Below are 16421 nucleotides of genomic sequence, written 5' to 3'. Positions count from 1 at the left end.
ATTTGAAAATTCCAGGTTTCACACCGCCGCCACCGGTTAATCGCTCGGGAGATGCCGACGTGGTCGCTGACGCACCGTTGCCACCTGAAATGCCTGCTGATGCGCCGCCGGCTTTTTCCCTCGGCAACATGCTGGAGCGTTCGACGGCGGCATTGAGTCGTCACTGCACAAATCTGCTCAAGTGCCAGCCGGCCACCGAAAAAATGCAGGAGCAATTGCTGACGGGTGGAGCGGCGGCACCGCTCATTGCCGAGTTTGCCGAGCAGGTCCAGACCAAACGCGTTCGCTCCGAAATGTGGGCACAACAACTGCGCCAGAGCGGCGCAGTAATGACCCATCTCCGGGAAACCCTGCCCATGGAGCAGCGTCAGCACCTCGATGCGGCGCAGACGTCGATCCTGCTCGACCTGCAAACGGCGCAAATGCCACCCGCGGAAATAGCCGGCCCGTTCAATCAGGGCATCAATTCGTCGAATGACTTTTTCGACAAGCTGCTGGAGCTGATCGACCTGATCAAGAACGGCTACCTGGCCGGCTACGAGCACATCATCAAGGTCTATTCGGAATTTTTTGACGCCTTCAACACTGAAATATCGGCGAAGTTGGTGGACTGGATTCAAGGCGCGAATGACGGCAAGGACGTCAAGGTCGATGCCGGCTCGATCAGGGCGGCCCTGCAGTCACTGATCCAGAAGTACTCGCCGCCCAATCCCGACAGTGTCTTGTTCCCGGCTCCCGGCATGGGCGCTGCCAGCAAGGCGCAAGCCGAGAAGTGGCTCGCGGCGCTGGGCCTTCCCGACAGTTGTCTGAAAGATAACGGCGACGGTACGTTTTCCGTGGTCATGGACCTCGCCCCGCTGACCGCCATGATGAACTCGTTGCTGTCAGGCGGGGGCTGGGTCACCTGGGATACCGCCAAGTACCAGCAATGGCAAACCGGCTTCAATGCCCAGCAGGAAAACATGAAAAACCGCCTGCAATCGTTCACGCAAAAGTATTCGAACGCCAATTCGTATCACGACAATTTCAACAAGACCCTGTCTTCGCACCTGAGTCAGTACTCGGACATGCTTCGGGCGATGTTGAATTTTTGAGGGGGGCTTGATGAGGTTGATCAGGGAGAGTGAGGAATTTTCTGACGCATTCAATGCTGAAGTCTTTGAGGTGTTGGCGGATTGTCTGTCGCTGGAGCGCCGGAAAATTCAGCCCGGTTCACGGCTGGTCGAGGACTTGTCCGCGGACTCGATCACGGTTGTTGAAATGGTCATGGCGTTGAACGATCGGTTCGGCATAGAGCTGCCTGCGGCGGGCGTGGAATCTTTCAGGACGGTGGCAGACGTCTGTCGCCTGGTGATGATGTCTCGACAGGAAGCCCACGGCCCCCTGTAGGAGCGAGCGGACTCGCGATGAGCGGGAGGGCGCCGCGGGGTATCAGGTTCCCCGCGTCATCGTTAACGACCATCGCGAGCCTGCTTGCTCCTACAGGTTTTACAGACTCTCGTCCTACAGTAAAAATCGTATTTTCATCAGCTCGAAGTGAAGGTGCCCTGCGGAATCCTCCCACTCAACTTCCTATAGTCACGCAGCTTGTCATCTCGAGCCTGACCACCCCACAGGCTCGATTGCGCTTCAGTACCTTTCTATAGAGAAGTCTCAGAGTATGGACAGTGCAACTGATCGAACGCCGGGCGGGTCATTCGTTTTTGACCGCTGGCGCCTGCAAAGCGATGGAACGCTGATGCGAGACGGACACGGAGTCCACGTCCCCCCCAAAGAACTGAATGTGCTGCGCCTGTTGCTGGGTTCGGCCGGCACGGTGATCAGCAAGGATTATCTGCTGGACCGTGTGTGGCCCGACACCGATGCGGCGGAAGAGTCGTTGACGCGCTGCATCTACGCCCTGCGCAAGCTGCTCAAGGACAACAAGGATTTCATCGTGACGGTGTACGGTCAGGGTTATCGGTTCACCTGCCCGGTGGTCACGCTGGCGCTTGCCGAACCGGCGCCGTCCACGGTGCCGTCGCTGGCCGTGCTGCCGTTTCGCGGCATGGCCGAGCCGCAGGTGCTGGATTTGCAGGACGCCATGATCCGTCAACTGGCCACCGCCTTCGGCGAGGCACTGCGGGTAGTTCCGTCGGGATTGATGGCCGCGTGTGGCCAGCCGATCGATGCGCGGCGTCTGGTCGAGCGTTTGTTGCCTGACTTCTACCTGACCGGGCGCTTTACGCAACACAATGTCGAACAGCGATGGTCCATCGAGTTGATTCGTGGCGGCGATCATGGGCTGCTGCATGCGCAGACGCTCTGTGCTCAGGACGTGGGCGAAGCGCTCGGGGAACTGACCTGCCTGGTTGCCCAGCGCCTGCCGGGTTTGCGGCCTTCCGGTGATGCCTGCTCTTCCTATCCGGCCCTGGTGGCGTACCTCAACGGTTTATGCAACGTGCAGCGGCATACGCCGCAACGCCTGCGTGATGCGCTGGTGCAGTTTCGCCACAGCCTGCAACTGGATGACCGCTATGGTCCCTCCTGGTGTGGTGTGGTGGATGTCTGGCTGGGCCAGGCGATGCTCGGTGTGTGTGATCCGGGGCATGCCATCGATGAGGCGCATACGGCGATTTCCAGGGCCTTGTCGCTGGATCCGGGCAGCGCGCCGGCCCTCGCGCGGTTGGCTTTGCTGACCAGCCTGCGCGGTTGCGACGAAGCGGCGCAGGCGTTGTTTCGACGCTGCCTGCTGACGGCGGATCAGGCCGATGTTCATTACCTTTACGCCTGGCATCACTGGTTCTGGCGGCGCACCGGGCTCGCCGTCCAGAGCATCGAGCGGTGTTTGCAGCACGACGCGGACTGCGTGCGGGCGAATATTCTGCGGGTCCGGATTGCGCTGGCGGGGGATCCGCGAGACGCCCTGACGCTGGCGCGACAGACGTTGCAGCAAGGCGCTTCGGGTCACCCGCTGTTGGTGATTTTGCACGCGGTGGTGCTGGCCTATTTCGGGCAGCATGCGGCGGCCTGGTATGAACTGGATCAAGCGGGCTTGAGTGAGCGCGCGATGGGCGAGCAGGGCCTGGCGGCCTGGAATGTGCTCTTTGGTGCCAATCCGTTAACCGCACGTAATCAATATGCGCACTGGCTGCAGTTGGCCCGCCACCGGTCGGTGCAGGCACGCTTCGCGGCGTGCGGTTCGGGGTTGCCAGACGGCGCCGTGGTCGCACCGCTCTGGCGAACGCTGCACCGGTCGACGCCGGGCATGCAGCATGGGGCATCAGTCGACAGTGGCAGGCGACTGGCATGAGGCGGTGGATGACCAGCGCAGGGTTGCTGCTGTTGTGTCTGACGACGGCACCGGTACACGCGTATTGCTGGGTCTCGGCGGGGCAGCAACATGCCATCGAGCCGGAGCTGTTGCAGGCGATTGCCGAGGTGGAATCGGGGCAACTGTCGGACGCGATGAACTACAACAAGGACGGTACGCGGGATATCGGGCTGATGCAGATCAATAGCCGTCACCTGCCTCGACTCGGCGCTCAGGGGATTACCGAGCAGCGGCTGTTGAACGAGCCGTGTTTGTCGGTTGAGGTCGGGGCTTCGGTGCTGGCGGGTTTTGTTGCGTTGTATGGCTACAACTGGACGGCGGTAGGCGCCTACAACGCCGGAAACGCGCCGGGGCGGCAGGCGGCTCGATTGCGTTATGCGCGCAAGGTTTGGCAGCGTTATCAAGTGTTGACGGCGTCTCGGGTTTGAAACGTAAAGGATGTCCCCGGTTTCAACCAAATCTGATGCTGTCCGGCTGGCATCGGCATAATTCGATCAGGAACCTTTCACGCAGCGCTTCTAGGATGAGCGTCCATTCCCTGCCTGGTGCGTGATCGGTGACAGACCTGTCGGCTCCCCCTCAACAACCCTGCGTCCTGCGGATCTTCAATGGTCCGCTGCAGGGTTGCGAGTTTCCGCTCGGCGCGCCACGAACGTTGTTCATCGTCGGGCCGCTCGATTTGTTGGGCAGGGACGCCACTGCAATCACGTTTCCCGAGGACGCGATCTTCGTCCCGCTGGAACACGACGCCTGCAATTTCGAGGTGCTGCTGGACGGGCAGGGTGGTGCGACCTTGCGCCTGCTCAACGAACAGACTCAAACCCGGTGTTGCGATTTCCAGCGGCTGACGCAAATAGGCGGCTTGCAGATCGCGCTGCGCAGTGAAGATCAATCCTGGGCGCCTGAGCTGCTGGGGCAGCAGGACCTGCCGCTGGCCGACAAAACGCCTCGTCATCGACCGCAGCCTGCCGCCATCCAATGGGCAGGCGCAGGCCTGATCCTGGTTGTTCTGGCGATCTCGGCCGGCTTCTGGTCGGTGCCCGCGCCCACCGCCGAAACCGATGTTCGCGCCCTCATCGCCGGCGCCAGTGCCGAGTTCACTGTGGTGCAGGGCCGCGACCAAACGGTGTACGTGTTCGTCGCCTCCGAGCGGGACGCCGGGTGGAGCCGCCAGGTGTTGATGCGCAACAACGGCGTGGCCGCCAAGGTCGTGGTGACCGATCAGGAGCGGCGTCGGCTGGAGCAATTGCTGGTCGACCTTGACCCGCAACTGGCCTGGCACTCCCTCGATCTCCAGGACCCCGCGATGCCGCGGCTGCTACTCAGTGCCCAGCGCAATCTGCTGACGCCGCAAGAACAGACACAACTGCTCGACGTCCTGCTCAAGGCGGCGCCCTATGCCCGGGAAGTGGACGTACAAGTACAGGATGACAACCTGCTGGCGGATCTCGCCGAGCAAGGCCTGCGCCGTCTTGCGTTGACGTTCAATCGAGTGGGTCACGACAACAGTGTCACGTTCGCCATCGAAGGCGATCTGCAGGACGCCGAGCTGGCCGCGGCTCGCCGGTACGTCGACGGGTTTCATCGGCAGTGGGGTAATCGCTACGTGCACTTCGCTGTCGAGCTCAAGGATGACGGGCTCAAGGGCAAGTCATTTCAAACCGGCCCTCAGGGCTACATCAAGATGACGTCGTCGTCTTGGCATTTTCCCAAGCAAATCCAGAGGTGATACATGGCTGGTGTGGTAACTCCCATTCAGTTCCCTGACGACTTTCTCGGCAAGCAAGCGGCGGCATTCGAAGCCGGCGCGGTCAATCTCAAGACAGCGTTGGACAAGGCGCTGGAGGCGCTGAAGGACAATGCGTCCGATCCCTCACTGCTGGCCGCCTACCAGACTGCCTTCTCGTCCTACACGGTGTTCCGTAACGCCCAGACCAACACGATCAAGGGCTTCAAGGACGTCGACATGGCGATCATCCAGGCGGCTCGCTGATTCCCTTCCTTTGACTGGCCGTCGTCATCTGGCGATGGCCATTTTCATGAGTGCACTGCATGTCTTATCCAAGCCTTGTTCATTCGCTCATTCCGTCCACGGCCGTCGCAGAGCTGCGCAGTCCGCAGGAAGGCGCGGTCGTTTCCCTGGAAAGTCGATTGATCGACGCGTTTGCCGGTGCCGCGGTCGACAGCGCGCAGGACGTCTCTTCGATCAATCAACTGATGCAACGTCCCGATATCACCAGCCCCGAAGTGCTGGCACGATTGCAGGAGCAAATGGGCCAATACAACGTCGACATCAATTTGCTCAACGTGCTGGTGCGAAAGGTGGTGGGCACCGCCGAAACGCTGTTGCGTGCCTCATGAAGACGCGCGCGTTGCTGGTGTTTCTGTGCATGGCGCTGCTCGGCTGTCGCCAGCCAAGTCTGCTGGAGGGGCTGGATCAGCAGCAGGCCAACGAAGTGCTGTCGGTGCTGCAGCGCAACAACATCGCGGCGACCAAAGTTGACGCCGGCAAGGCCGGGTACGCGGTGAAGATCAATCAAGTGGATTTCTCCGCTGCGGTGGATTTGCTCAACCTCTATTCGTTGCCGTCCAGACCACGACTGCAAGTGGCGGAGATGTTTCCAAGCGATTCGCTGGTCGCATCGCCCCGGGCCGAAAAAGCCCGACTGTACTCGGCGCTGGAGCAGCGTCTGGAACAATCCCTCGGCGTGCTCGAAGGCGTGGTGTCGGCGCGGGTGCACGTCAGTTATGACCTGGACGCCGGCGAAGGCGGACGTAAAGCCGCCCCCATTCATCTGGCGGCCGTGGCCATTCATGAGCGCGATGTCGAGCCGCAGTTGCTGATCAGCGACATCAAGCGTTTTCTCAAGAACAGTTTTGCCGCCGTCGAGTACGAAAACATCTCGGTGGTGCTGTCACAGCGCTCGCCGACCCAGCACGTTGCGCCTTCGGCGGCAGTCGCGCAGGGGGATTCGCGCGGGGTGTGGTGGGTGGCCTCGTTGGTGGCATTGCTGTTGGCCGGCAGCGCGGTGATGGGTTATCGACTGTTGAAAGGGGCGCCGCGTGATGTCGTGCACTGAGCGCTTGCGGCGGATCGTCGCCGAGCCGCTGGGGTCCATGCATCCGCAGCGGTTGAACCTGCCCACGGGCTTCGACGGTCCCGAGGCACGACGGGTCCTTGACCAGATCCTGCTCGAAGGGTTGGGCCAGCAAGGGCCATGGCCTTCGGGGCCGCTGACTGCGGTCGCGGAGAAATGGATTCGACACTGGCGACAACTGCCTCACATTGCCTGCCGCATGGGGGCTTGGCGACTGTTGCCGCAACTAGCGCGGGGCGGGGCACTGCAGCGACTGCCGTTGTCATTACGTCAATTTGCCAGTTGCCGGCCGGGGCCTCGCGCCTGCTTGCCGTTTGATCGGTCCTGCGTGCCGCTGCAACAGGTGGAGGCCGCAGGGTTCAATTCGTTGTCGGGCTTTTCCAGATTCCTGCCGCCGCCATTGTTCGAACGGCTGCCATTGCAATTCTCCCCCCAGGTGGTCGACCTGCAAGCGCAGTGGCCGGTCGCGGAACCCGATCCGGGTCTGTTCTTTTTGGCGGTGCAGCATGCTCGACTCCATCCGAACCCTGGCTGACGTGCCGGCGTCCCTCGATGCGCGGGTGGCTGGCGAAGACCTGCGCGCGGCGCGCGAGCGACGCGTGTTGCAGCAACAAGCCCAACGCCGGGCCCGTGAGTGTGTCGAGCAGGCGCAAGCCGACGCTGATGCGATTCGCGCGCAAGCGTTTCACGAGGGCTATGCCAGCGGGATTGTCCGGGCGGCGGAGAACCTCGCCAGCGGCTTGCGCGAGTCGCAGGCGCTCGGCATGCAGTTGCGCCAGACGCTGGCGCACGCCGCGCGCGAGCTGCTGCGAGAGGTGCTGACGCGCACTGAATGGCTGGATGAAATGCTCGAACGCTGGCTGGCGCAGCAATCGGCTACCGAGGCGCCGTTGCACATGTTGCTGCCTTCGCGCTGCAAAGCTCACGGCCCGGCGCTGCGGCAACGATTGCAGGAACGCTGGCCCGGCGCTCTGCTGATCGATTATCAGCTCGAGGAGCGCTACGTGTTTCGGTTGGCTGACCAATTGCTTGAATTCGATATTGATTCAGTCTGCCAGCGCCTGGAGCCAAAACTGATGGCCCGACTGGCGAATCTGCCCGAGTCGGTTCGCTGCCTCGATGAGGTTTCAATGCGGTGTCTGGCTGACCTTTGTTCGGGGTTCGTGGAGTGAGCAATGAAGATTGAAACGCTGATGAGTCCCCACAGGTTTGAGCCTGCGCCTGAGGTCGAGTCCCTGGAGTCGCGCGTGTTAGGCGTCACGTCCGGGGTTGATGACGGCAAGCGCCCGGACCCGGGACTGGATGAGCTGTATCAAAAATTGCTGGCGATGGAGGGGCAGGGTGAAAAGGCGATTTATGCCTATCTCCAGTCGTTGCGGGCAACTGACGGCGTCAGCGCGCTGTATCCGACGGCGCGGGATTTGATTGCGGTGACGCATCAACTGTTGCTGCGGTTGAAAGACGAGGGGCTGGAAAAATCACAGATTTTCAAGGAAATCAGCGGCGCCAATGGCCGGGCTTTCAACATGAGTTCGTTCGTCATGAGCTACACCCGCGAGGTGATGCAGTCGATGGGGGACGATGCGTGGGAGAAGAGTGAGTGGTGAGGCAAGCACAATAACCATCGGTAAGCCGACAGGAGAGAGGCAAGGATGATATCGATTAATAATGGAACAGCAGCAGGCGGCATCCTATCACCGACCGATTCCGTCTCATCGACGGGTCGGCCAGAACGTCGCAATGCGTTAACCCTCTTTGATCCTTCGGCGCTTATCGAGTCTTCGCGCTTCGATTTGCCCGCTATGGGCACACCATTGCGAAGGGCCGCCGTCCTCGCGTTAACTGACCGCGATGCAGCGCGCCAGATCGCCGAGTGCGAGCGTGAACTCGGCGCTACGGACCAGAACGTGGTGGGTCAGGTCAAGGATTTCATTAACAATGGAGTTTTGCCTTCCGGCCCTGACAAAGTGTTTGATCGCATCATCGAACTGGATGTTGCCGACACCGAGCAAACCTGTGAAAGCCGAAGGCACACCGTGCTTCAGGCCTGCAAGGAGTGGCTGGAGGCGGCCAAGGGCCCCGGGCTGAATCTGCTCCATGTCGCTGGGCGAACGGGCGTGATCGTTGCGCTCGCCACCGTCGCGCGCCAAGTAGTGGCGCATTACGTCGAGCAGGCATTACGTGAGGGAGAGTCAACGGAGGCGGCGCGCTCATGGGGCGTGGCAGCGATGGTCCTGCTTGACTTGGGAGCGCTTCTATTCGGGGCTCTACAAAATGAACGTAAAGGGACCGGCACGGTGGCATCCCGTATCAGCCGTGTGTGCATGGCGGGCGCCACGATGGGGGCCTTCATTGCGGCCTACCTGACGGGGGCCTCGGAGCGCCTGTTTCCCGCGATGACCGGCGGATTGATGTACACATTCTCCAGAGGCCTGGGCAACCTCTTGATACCTTTTCAGGACAACTCCGGAACGGCCAACGTGAAAAATACCGTCGTCACGGCGTCGTTCTATGCCCTGTTGCAGTTTGTACTGGAAGAGCTGAAAGGGGTAATACCGGCAATTGGCCCGATTGGGGCGGGCGCGATCGCAGCGATGTTGAATGCCTTTGGCATGGTGGTGGATGACTACGTGGGCATGATCTTCAAGCGTGTTCTGCCTTCAATCGGGCCTGATCTGATCTTCCCCGAGCCGAAACCTGCGTGGGAGGTTCGCGCAACCGTTCAGCGGCCCACCCTGGAGGACGTCACTCGTGCGGTGGGCGACATCGGCGCGTTACGTGGCTGTGCGGGGAAAACATTCATATTGGCGATCGCCGCGTTCGCGGCTTTGCTCAATAGTGCCGAGGTCGATGAGGGTGATCAGGGACATTTCCTCAGTGGCGTCGTGGCGCTGATGGCGTTCATTATTTATTTTCCGCTGGTCTTCGGCAGTGCCAGGCCTTCCGGCAACTCCTTCACGTTACCTGCGATCGAGTTTCCATAAGCCCGAGGTCGCCTGTCTCCACCAACCACGGCTATAATCGCCGCCACTTTTCATCGCCCAGAGTCAAAGCCGACCATGTACACCCTGGCCCGTCAGCTGTTGTTCAAACTCTCCCCGGAAACCTCCCACGATCTGTCCCTGGACCTGATCGGCGCGGGCGGGCGTTTGGGCCTCAACGGCTTGTTGTGCAAGGCCCCGGCGAAAATGCCGGTGAGCGTCATGGGCCTGGACTTCCCGAACCCGGTGGGGCTGGCGGCCGGTCTGGACAAGAACGGCGCGGCCATCGACGGCTTTGCCCAGTTGGGTTTTGGCTTCGTCGAAATCGGCACCATCACCCCGCGTCCGCAGCCGGGTAATCCGAAACCACGAATTTTCCGCCTGCCGGAAGCCGAGGCGATCATCAACCGCATGGGCTTCAACAACCTCGGTGTCGATCACCTGCTGGCCCGCGTCGCCGCGGCGAAGTACAAGGGCGTGCTGGGCATCAACATCGGCAAGAACTTCGATACGCCGGTCGAGCGTGCAGTCGACGATTACCTGATCTGCCTGGACAAGGTCTATGCCCACGCCAGCTACATCACGGTCAACGTCAGCTCGCCAAACACCCCGGGCCTGCGCAGCCTGCAATTCGGCGATTCGCTCAAGCAGTTGCTCGCTGACCTGGCCACGCGCCGCGCGGAACTGGCGTTGCGTCATGGCAAACACGTGCCGCTGGCGATCAAGATCGCACCCGACATGACCGACGAAGAAACCGCGCAAGTGGCCCAGGCGCTGATCGAAACCGGGATGGACGCGGTGATCGCGACCAACACCACCTTGAGTCGCGTCGGTGTCGAAGGCATGGAGTTCGGGGACGAGGCGGGCGGTTTGTCCGGCGCCCCGGTTCGCGAGAAGAGCACCCACACCGTGAAGGTGCTGGCGGCGGAACTGGCCGGTCGCCTGCCGATCATCGCCGCGGGCGGCATTACCGAAGGCCGGCACGCGGCCGAGAAAATCGCCGCGGGCGCAAGCCTGGTGCAGATTTACTCCGGCTTCATCTACAAAGGCCCGGCGCTGATCCGCGAATCAGTCGACGCCATCGCCGCCCTGCGCTGACCCCTTTGTGGGAGCGGGCTTGCTCGCGAAAGCGGAGTGTCATTTGGCATGTATGTCGACTGAAACATCGATTTCGCGAGCAAGCCCGCTCCCACAGTTGAGGTGTGTGCGGGTCGAAATCGGGTGTTTGCAGGCATAAAAAAGGGCTCCTCGAAGGAGCCCCTGGGCCGGAGCCCGCCGCCCGGATGGGGCGTGCGTGGTAAGTCGTTACGTAATCAGGTTGTCGTGTCGGAATGTGTGCCCTGTGTCAGCCGACGGCGTGAAGTTCGTTGAGTCTGTGGATTCCCGCAGTGCCGGTCATACCGTCCCAGTTGTCGCCGCGTCCTTCTCGCCAGCCGTTAATCCAGGCCTGGCGTACCGACGGTAGAGTAAATGGGCAAAGCTCACGGGATTTACCACCAACGCCATATTGATATCCGCGCAAAAATGCTCTTTCCAACGGATCACGCTTAAGTCTTCTCATAGGGTATTGCCCTCACTTGTTGACTGTAATTATCGCGTCGACCTCAATCGAGGTCTGGCAGAAATGTCTGCCGTTGGGAGGCTCGCTGCCGGCGTGGCGAGCCAAGGTGTTGACGTCCGTTGTGGCGTCAACCTGTGTTGAGTTCTAACCAATGCGTCACATCGAGGGAATGATCGTTTTGTCATAAGGACGTAACCATAAAGATGCTATGGCCATAAGTAACACGATGTTTACTCCGTATTTATGGGTAAAAGCCCTGTATGATCGGCCCCCCCGCAAGATGACGGGCGTGATCCTTTAGTGAGAATGGTTGGTGTTACGCCGAGCATTATTCGACGAAGGGTCGAGTTATGACATTTTGTTGCATCAACTATTTTATCTGTCCGTGCATCTAAGCTCTTTTAACCTGAGCAGCACGGGTGGGGCGGCACACCTTCGTGCCACGCGGGCGCTCTTTTAGAAAAGCGCCTGATTGAAAACCGGGCCGGCAATGCGTTGCCGGTCCACTCAGCCAAAGGCTCTGGAACTACCATGTCCGATCGTTTCGAACTCTTCCTCACTTGCCCCAAAGGCCTTGAAGGCCTGCTGATCGAGGAAGCCATCGGGCTTGGCCTTGAAGAAGCTCGCGAGCACACCTCTGCCGTGCGCGGCATGGCCACCATGGAAACCGCTTATCGCCTGTGCCTGTGGTCGCGTCTGGCGAACCGGGTATTACTGGTGCTCAAGCGTTTTCCAATGAAGGACGCCGAAGACCTGTACCACGGCGTGCTCGATATCGAATGGCAAGACCACATGCTCAACGATGGCACCCTGGCCGTCGAGTTCAGCGGGCATGGCTCGGGTATCGACAACACCCACTTCGGCGCCTTGAAAGTCAAAGACGCCATCGTCGACAAACTGCGCACGCCGCAAGGTGACCGTCCGTCCATCGACAAGCTCAACCCGGACCTGCGCATTCACCTGCGCCTGGACCGTGGCGAAGCGATCCTCTCCCTCGATCTTTCCGGCCATAGCCTGCACCAGCGCGGCTATCGCCTGCAGCAAGGTGCGGCGCCGCTGAAGGAAAACCTCGCGGCGGCTATCCTGATCCGTTCCGGCTGGCCACGCATTGCGGCCGACGGCGGCGCGTTGGCCGACCCGATGTGCGGTGTGGGTACGTTCCTCGTCGAAGCGGCGATGATTGCCGCCGACATGGCGCCGAACCTGCGTCGCGAGCAGTGGGGTTTCACCGCCTGGCTCGGCCATGTGCCGGCGCTGTGGAAAAAGCTTCACGAAGAAGCCACAGAACGTGCCGCCGCCGGTCTGGCCAAGCCACCGCTGTGGATCCGTGGTTACGAAGCCGATCCGCGCCTGATCCAGCCGGGCCGCAACAACGTTGAACGGGCCGGCCTCAGCGAGTGGATCAAGATCTACCAGGGCGAAGTCGGCACCTTCGAGCCGCGTCCGGACCAGAACCAGAAAGGCCTGGTGATCTGCAACCCGCCGTACGGCGAGCGTCTCGGTGACGAGGCGAGCCTGCTCTATCTCTACCAGAACCTTGGCGAGCGTCTGCGTCAGGCGTGCCTGAACTGGGAAGCCGCGGTGTTCACCGGCGCCCCGGACCTGGGCAAACGCATGGGCATCCGCAGCCACAAACAGTATTCGTTCTGGAACGGCGCATTGCCGTGCAAGCTGCTGCTGATCAAGGTCACGCCGGACCAGTTCGTCACCGGCGAGCGCCGCACTCCGGAGCAGCGCCAGGTCGAGCGCGAGCAAGCTGAAGTCGAAATCGCCGACAACGATGTGGCGCCGGGCAAGTACGAGAAGTACAACAAGAACGGCAACCCGATCAAACCGGCCCCGGTGGTGATCGAGCAGCCGCGCTTGAGCGAAGGCGGGCAGATGTTTGCCAACCGCCTGCAAAAGAATCTCAAGGCGCTGGGCAAGTGGGTCAAGCGCGAAGGCATCGACTGCTACCGCGTCTACGACGCCGACATGCCGGAATATTCCATGGCCATCGACCTGTATCAGGATTGGGTGCACGTCCAGGAATACGCCGCGCCAAAATCCATCGACCCGGAAAAAGCCTCGGCACGCATGTTCGATGCCCTGGCGGCCATTCCGCAGGCCCTGAACATCGACAAGAGCCGCGTGGTGGTCAAGCGTCGCGAGCGTCAAAGCGGCACCAAGCAGTACGAGCGTCAGGCCGCCCAAGGCAAGTTCGTCGAGGTCAACGAAGGCGGCGTCAAGCTGCTGGTCAACCTCACCGACTACCTCGATACCGGGCTGTTCCTCGATCATCGGCCAATGCGCATGCGCATCCAGAAAGAGGCGGCGGGCAAACGCTTCCTCAACCTGTATTGCTACACCGCCACCGCCAGCGTTCACGCGGCCAAGGGCGGCGCGCGCAGCACCACCAGCGTCGATCTGTCGAAAACCTATCTGGACTGGGCGCGGCGCAACCTGTCGCTGAACGGTTTCTCTGACAAGAACCGCCTGGAGCAGGGCGACGTGATGGCCTGGCTCGAGGCCAGCCGTGACGAGTACGACCTGATCTTCATCGACCCGCCGACGTTCTCCAACTCCAAGCGCATGGAAGGGATCTTCGACGTGCAACGCGACCAGGTGCAATTGATCGACCTGGCCATGGCCCGCCTGGCGCCAGGCGGCGTGCTGTACTTCTCCAACAACTTCCGCAAGTTCGCCCTTGAGGAGAATCTCAGCGAGCGTTATGCGGTCGAGGAGATCACGGCCCAGACCATTGATCCGGATTTTGCGCGCAACGCCAAGATCCATCGGGCCTGGAAAATCACCGCCCGCTGACACGCGGATCCACTGTAGGAGCGAGCTTGCTCGCGATGGTCGTTAACGATGGCGCATTCATTTCTGAATGAACGCGTTGTCCATACGTTTTTCGCGAGCATGCTCGCTCCTACAGGGGTTATTCAGCGCTGGTCAAATTGATGGCTAATAGCTATAACTCAAGCATGGCCAATGGGCTTTCCCTGCACCTGGCGTTTTGAGTTGCCTCTATGTCGTTGCACGCCGTGCGCCCCAAGATCCTGGGTTTCATCAGTGAAGACGTCTCGGCCTGGCTGGTCGCGCTGCTGGTTGTGGCAGTAGGCGGAATTCTCACGGGATTGCTGGCCTGGTCGACCCTGAACCTGTTCCAGCAGCAACTGCGCCAACGTTTCCAGTTGCTGGCCAGCGAACGCTACAGCCGTATCGAGGAACGTTTCGAGGATCAGCAGCAGCGCCTCGACGGCCTGCGCCGGTTCTTCATCAATTCCGATACGGTCGACCGCGAAGAATTCAACGGCTACACCCAACCATTACTGCACCGAACCCAGGCCTATTCGTATGCCCGGCGGGTCAGCGGTGCCGAGCGCGCGGAGTTTGAGCGCGAGGTGCGCGCGCAAGGTTTAACCGATTTCAACATTCTTGAACTCAATGCTGACGGCCAGCTGCAACTGGCGGCCGAACGGGATGAGTATGTGGTGGTGCTTTATAGCCAGACGCAGAGCCGGCTTGGCTCGCCGCTGGGTTATGACTTGCTGGCGCAACCGCTGCGCCGTTCGACCCTGGAGCGGGCCGATCAACACGGTGAGATGGCAGTGTCGCAGCCGATGCACCTGGTCAGCATCGAGCCGGCCTACGCACGGGGTGTATTGTTGGTCGCGCCGGTGGTGCCGCGCAGCGATCCGGGCAGCAAGCCGACCGGTTATGTGATGGCGGTGATCAGTATGCGGCAGCTGCTGGCCGACGACCTGCCGGAGGCGGGACTTGATTACCTCTCGGTGCGCATCCTCGACTTATCAACCAATGACCAGCACGAAGTGCTCTACGAATCGCCCAACGCACCTGCGGTCAGTGATTTATCCACGACGCGGCTGCTGCGGCTCGCCGACCACGACTATCAGGTCGACATCCAGCCCAGCGAGACTTTCCTGCAAGCCAACCATTCTTCGGTGACCAGCGTGGTGGTGCTGGGCGGCTTGCTCAGTCTGTTGCTCAGCGCGCTGCTGTATGTGCTGGTCAGTCAGCGCCAGCGTGCCTTGAAACTGGTCGAGCAGCGCACCGAGGAGCTGCGCGCCCGCGAGCAGGAATTACGTGGCACCCATGGTCAGTTGCGCGGTGTATTGAATGCCGCGACCCAGGTAGCGATCATCGCCACCGACCTGCGTGGCGTCATCAGTACGTTCAATGCCGGGGCGGAGCAGATGCTCGGCTATGCCAGTAGTGAGGTGGTGGGGCACATGACCCTCGAAAGCCTGCACCTGCCCCGGGAACTGGCGGCGCGTTCGGCGGAGTTGAGCGCGCGCTACGGCAAGCCGATCCCGACCTGCCAGGCGATGCTGGTCGAGGGCGGCGAGGAGGGCGGTCATGAGGCACGGGAATGGACGCTGGTGCGTGGCGACGGCAGCCATCTGACGGTGAACATGCTGGCAACACCGGTGCTCGACGAGCAGGGCTTGTGGGTCGGCCACCTGGCGATCTGCATCGATGTCACCGAGCGCAAGCGGGTGCACGAGGCGCTGGCGGCGCGGGATCTACTGTTGAAGAAACTCAGTGCCCATGTGCCGGGCGGGATCTACCAGTTCAAGATGGAATTCGATGGCCGCTTCAGTGTGATCTATGCCAGTGATGGCATCCGCGAGATTTACGAACTGGAACCGGATGTGTTGCTGCTGAACGCTGAAGCGATATTCACCCGGATTCATCCCCAGGACACCACTCGGGTGCGCGCGTCCATCCGCGCATCGGCGGAGACGCTCAGCCCGTGGCGCGAGGAGTACCGCGTGCAGCTTCCGGTGCGCGGCCTGCGCTGGGTGCGCGGTGAAGCGACACCGGAAGAGCTGCCCGGTGGTGGCGTGCTCTGGCACGGGTATGTCTCGGACATCTCCGACCTGAAACGGGTGGAAGAAGAGCTGCGGGCGCTGTCAATTACCGACTCGCTGACCGGGATCCATAACCGTCGGTACTTTCAAGAGCGCCTGACCACCGAAATGGCCCGGGTCGAGCGCGGCGGCGGCGAATTGTCGGTGATTATGCTCGACATCGATCACTTCAAGCGCATCAACGACCAGCACGGGCATGCCGTGGGCGATCGGGTGTTGCAGGCGGTATGCGAGCGTATCGGTCATCGGCTGCGGCGCACCGACGTGTTCTGTCGCCTGGGTGGCGAGGAGTTCATGGTGCTGTGCCCGGACATCGACGGCGACAAGGCTCATGTGTTGGCGCTGGAGTTATGGCAAGGGCTGCGCAGTTCGCCGATTGATGACGTCGGTATCGTCACCGCGAGTTTCGGGATCGCCAGTTGGCGGGAGGGCGAGGGCGCGGATGCGCTGCTGCTGCGCGCGGATTCCGGGGTTTATATGGCGAAGCAGGCCGGGCGGGACCGGGTCGAGGGCGAGATGAACTAAGGACACACACAGGATCCTGTGGGAGCGGGGGGGGGGGGGGGGGGGGGGGGGGGGGGGGGGGGGGGG

The 16421-nt window shown here is 61.4% G+C and carries 16 protein-coding genes; 15 read left to right on the top strand and 1 reads right to left on the bottom strand.

Going from position 1 to position 16421, the window contains the following annotated elements:
- Nucleotides 1-2: 2 nt before the first annotated feature.
- From NTD84_RS17330 to NTD84_RS17270, 13 genes are all read left to right on the top strand, one after another.
- Nucleotides 3-1094 carry an IpaD/SipD/SspD family type III secretion system needle tip protein gene (locus NTD84_RS17330; RefSeq protein WP_262167747.1) on the top strand — a complete coding sequence of 364 codons (1092 nt, stop codon included), beginning with the start codon at nucleotides 3-5 and terminating at the stop codon, nucleotides 1092-1094.
- Nucleotides 1095-1104: 10 nt separating this feature from the next.
- Nucleotides 1105-1389 (top strand): phosphopantetheine-binding protein, encoded by a 285-nt coding sequence (locus NTD84_RS17325; RefSeq protein WP_262167745.1) that lies wholly within the window; start codon nucleotides 1105-1107, stop codon nucleotides 1387-1389.
- 349 nt (nucleotides 1390-1738) lie between these two features.
- Nucleotides 1739-3292, top strand: a complete 1554-nt coding sequence (locus NTD84_RS17320; protein ID WP_262167743.1) for a winged helix-turn-helix domain-containing protein — start codon at nucleotides 1739-1741, stop codon at nucleotides 3290-3292.
- Between the two features lie 8 nt (nucleotides 3293-3300).
- The gene (locus NTD84_RS17315) at nucleotides 3301-3741 is read left to right on the top strand and encodes a transglycosylase SLT domain-containing protein (RefSeq protein ID WP_262167741.1); all 441 of its coding nucleotides are present in this window, start codon (nucleotides 3301-3303) and stop codon (nucleotides 3739-3741) included.
- A 128-nt stretch (nucleotides 3742-3869) separates the two neighbouring features.
- Nucleotides 3870-5042 carry a PrgH/EprH family type III secretion apparatus protein gene (locus NTD84_RS17310; RefSeq protein ID WP_262167739.1) on the top strand — a complete coding sequence of 391 codons (1173 nt, stop codon included), beginning with the start codon at nucleotides 3870-3872 and terminating at the stop codon, nucleotides 5040-5042.
- A 3-nt stretch (nucleotides 5043-5045) separates the two neighbouring features.
- Nucleotides 5046-5306 carry a type III secretion system needle filament subunit SctF gene (sctF, locus tag NTD84_RS17305; RefSeq protein WP_262167737.1) on the top strand — a complete coding sequence of 87 codons (261 nt, stop codon included), beginning with the start codon at nucleotides 5046-5048 and terminating at the stop codon, nucleotides 5304-5306.
- 59 nt (nucleotides 5307-5365) lie between these two features.
- Nucleotides 5366-5674: a type III secretion system inner rod subunit SctI gene (gene sctI, locus NTD84_RS17300; RefSeq protein WP_262167735.1), complete on the top strand. Its 309-nt coding sequence runs from the start codon at nucleotides 5366-5368 to the stop codon at nucleotides 5672-5674.
- Nucleotides 5671-6393, top strand: a complete 723-nt coding sequence (locus NTD84_RS17295) for an EscJ/YscJ/HrcJ family type III secretion inner membrane ring protein (protein WP_262167733.1) — start codon at nucleotides 5671-5673, stop codon at nucleotides 6391-6393. The genes sctI and NTD84_RS17295 overlap by 4 nt, the downstream gene beginning before the upstream one ends.
- Complete coding sequence (locus NTD84_RS17290) at nucleotides 6380-6946, top strand: secretion system protein (RefSeq protein WP_262167731.1); 567 nt, start codon at nucleotides 6380-6382, stop codon at nucleotides 6944-6946. The genes NTD84_RS17295 and NTD84_RS17290 overlap by 14 nt, the downstream gene beginning before the upstream one ends.
- Nucleotides 6918-7583, top strand: a complete 666-nt coding sequence (locus NTD84_RS17285) for an oxygen-regulated invasion protein OrgB (RefSeq protein ID WP_262167729.1) — start codon at nucleotides 6918-6920, stop codon at nucleotides 7581-7583. The genes NTD84_RS17290 and NTD84_RS17285 overlap by 29 nt, the downstream gene beginning before the upstream one ends.
- A 3-nt stretch (nucleotides 7584-7586) precedes the next feature.
- Nucleotides 7587-8018, top strand: coding sequence for a hypothetical protein (locus NTD84_RS17280; RefSeq protein ID WP_262167728.1), 432 nt, complete (start codon nucleotides 7587-7589; stop codon nucleotides 8016-8018).
- Between the two features lie 45 nt (nucleotides 8019-8063).
- Entirely contained in the window at nucleotides 8064-9395 is a 1332-nt protein-coding gene (locus tag NTD84_RS17275; RefSeq protein WP_262167726.1) for a hypothetical protein, read from the top strand.
- A gap of 75 nt (nucleotides 9396-9470) precedes the next feature.
- A complete protein-coding gene (locus NTD84_RS17270) occupies nucleotides 9471-10490 on the top strand; it encodes a quinone-dependent dihydroorotate dehydrogenase (RefSeq protein ID WP_262167724.1) in 1020 nt (339 codons plus the stop codon).
- 247 nt (nucleotides 10491-10737) lie between these two features.
- On the opposite strand, the gene rmf is transcribed toward NTD84_RS17270, so the two are convergent.
- The gene (gene rmf, locus NTD84_RS17265) at nucleotides 10738-10953 is read right to left on the bottom strand and encodes a ribosome modulation factor (RefSeq protein WP_003223300.1); all 216 of its coding nucleotides are present in this window, start codon (nucleotides 10951-10953) and stop codon (nucleotides 10738-10740) included.
- Between the two features lie 531 nt (nucleotides 10954-11484).
- On the opposite strand from rmf, the gene rlmKL reads away from it, so the two are divergent.
- On the top strand, nucleotides 11485-13755 hold the full coding sequence (rlmKL, locus tag NTD84_RS17260; RefSeq protein ID WP_262167723.1) for a bifunctional 23S rRNA (guanine(2069)-N(7))-methyltransferase RlmK/23S rRNA (guanine(2445)-N(2))-methyltransferase RlmL: 2271 nt from the start codon (nucleotides 11485-11487) through the stop codon (nucleotides 13753-13755).
- A gap of 209 nt (nucleotides 13756-13964) precedes the next feature.
- Entirely contained in the window at nucleotides 13965-16355 is a 2391-nt protein-coding gene (locus NTD84_RS17255; protein ID WP_262167722.1) for a GGDEF domain-containing protein, read from the top strand.
- The last annotated feature ends 66 nt before the right edge of the window (nucleotides 16356-16421 follow it).

This window comes from Pseudomonas sp. 14P_8.1_Bac3 (genome assembly GCF_025466085.1).
GTDB lineage: Bacteria > Pseudomonadota > Gammaproteobacteria > Pseudomonadales > Pseudomonadaceae > Aquipseudomonas.
This window is presented reverse-complemented; position numbering and strand designations above follow the sequence as displayed.

Coding starts and splice junctions, on each gene's coding strand:
- NTD84_RS17325 (WP_262167745.1), top strand. CDS start 1,105: ATGAGGTTGATCAGGGAGAGTGAGGAATTTTCTGACGCATTCAATGCT.
- NTD84_RS17275 (WP_262167726.1), top strand. CDS start 8,064: ATGATATCGATTAATAATGGAACAGCAGCAGGCGGCATCCTATCACCG.
- NTD84_RS17280 (WP_262167728.1), top strand. CDS start 7,587: ATGAAGATTGAAACGCTGATGAGTCCCCACAGGTTTGAGCCTGCGCCT.
- NTD84_RS17255 (WP_262167722.1), top strand. CDS start 13,965: ATGTCGTTGCACGCCGTGCGCCCCAAGATCCTGGGTTTCATCAGTGAA.
- NTD84_RS17320 (WP_262167743.1), top strand. CDS start 1,739: ATGCGAGACGGACACGGAGTCCACGTCCCCCCCAAAGAACTGAATGTG.
- rmf (WP_003223300.1), bottom strand. CDS start 10,953: ATGAGAAGACTTAAGCGTGATCCGTTGGAAAGAGCATTTTTGCGCGGA.
- NTD84_RS17290 (WP_262167731.1), top strand. CDS start 6,380: ATGTCGTGCACTGAGCGCTTGCGGCGGATCGTCGCCGAGCCGCTGGGG.
- NTD84_RS17270 (WP_262167724.1), top strand. CDS start 9,471: ATGTACACCCTGGCCCGTCAGCTGTTGTTCAAACTCTCCCCGGAAACC.
- rlmKL (WP_262167723.1), top strand. CDS start 11,485: ATGTCCGATCGTTTCGAACTCTTCCTCACTTGCCCCAAAGGCCTTGAA.
- sctF (WP_262167737.1), top strand. CDS start 5,046: ATGGCTGGTGTGGTAACTCCCATTCAGTTCCCTGACGACTTTCTCGGC.
- NTD84_RS17315 (WP_262167741.1), top strand. CDS start 3,301: ATGACCAGCGCAGGGTTGCTGCTGTTGTGTCTGACGACGGCACCGGTA.
- sctI (WP_262167735.1), top strand. CDS start 5,366: ATGTCTTATCCAAGCCTTGTTCATTCGCTCATTCCGTCCACGGCCGTC.
- NTD84_RS17295 (WP_262167733.1), top strand. CDS start 5,671: ATGAAGACGCGCGCGTTGCTGGTGTTTCTGTGCATGGCGCTGCTCGGC.
- NTD84_RS17285 (WP_262167729.1), top strand. CDS start 6,918: ATGCTCGACTCCATCCGAACCCTGGCTGACGTGCCGGCGTCCCTCGAT.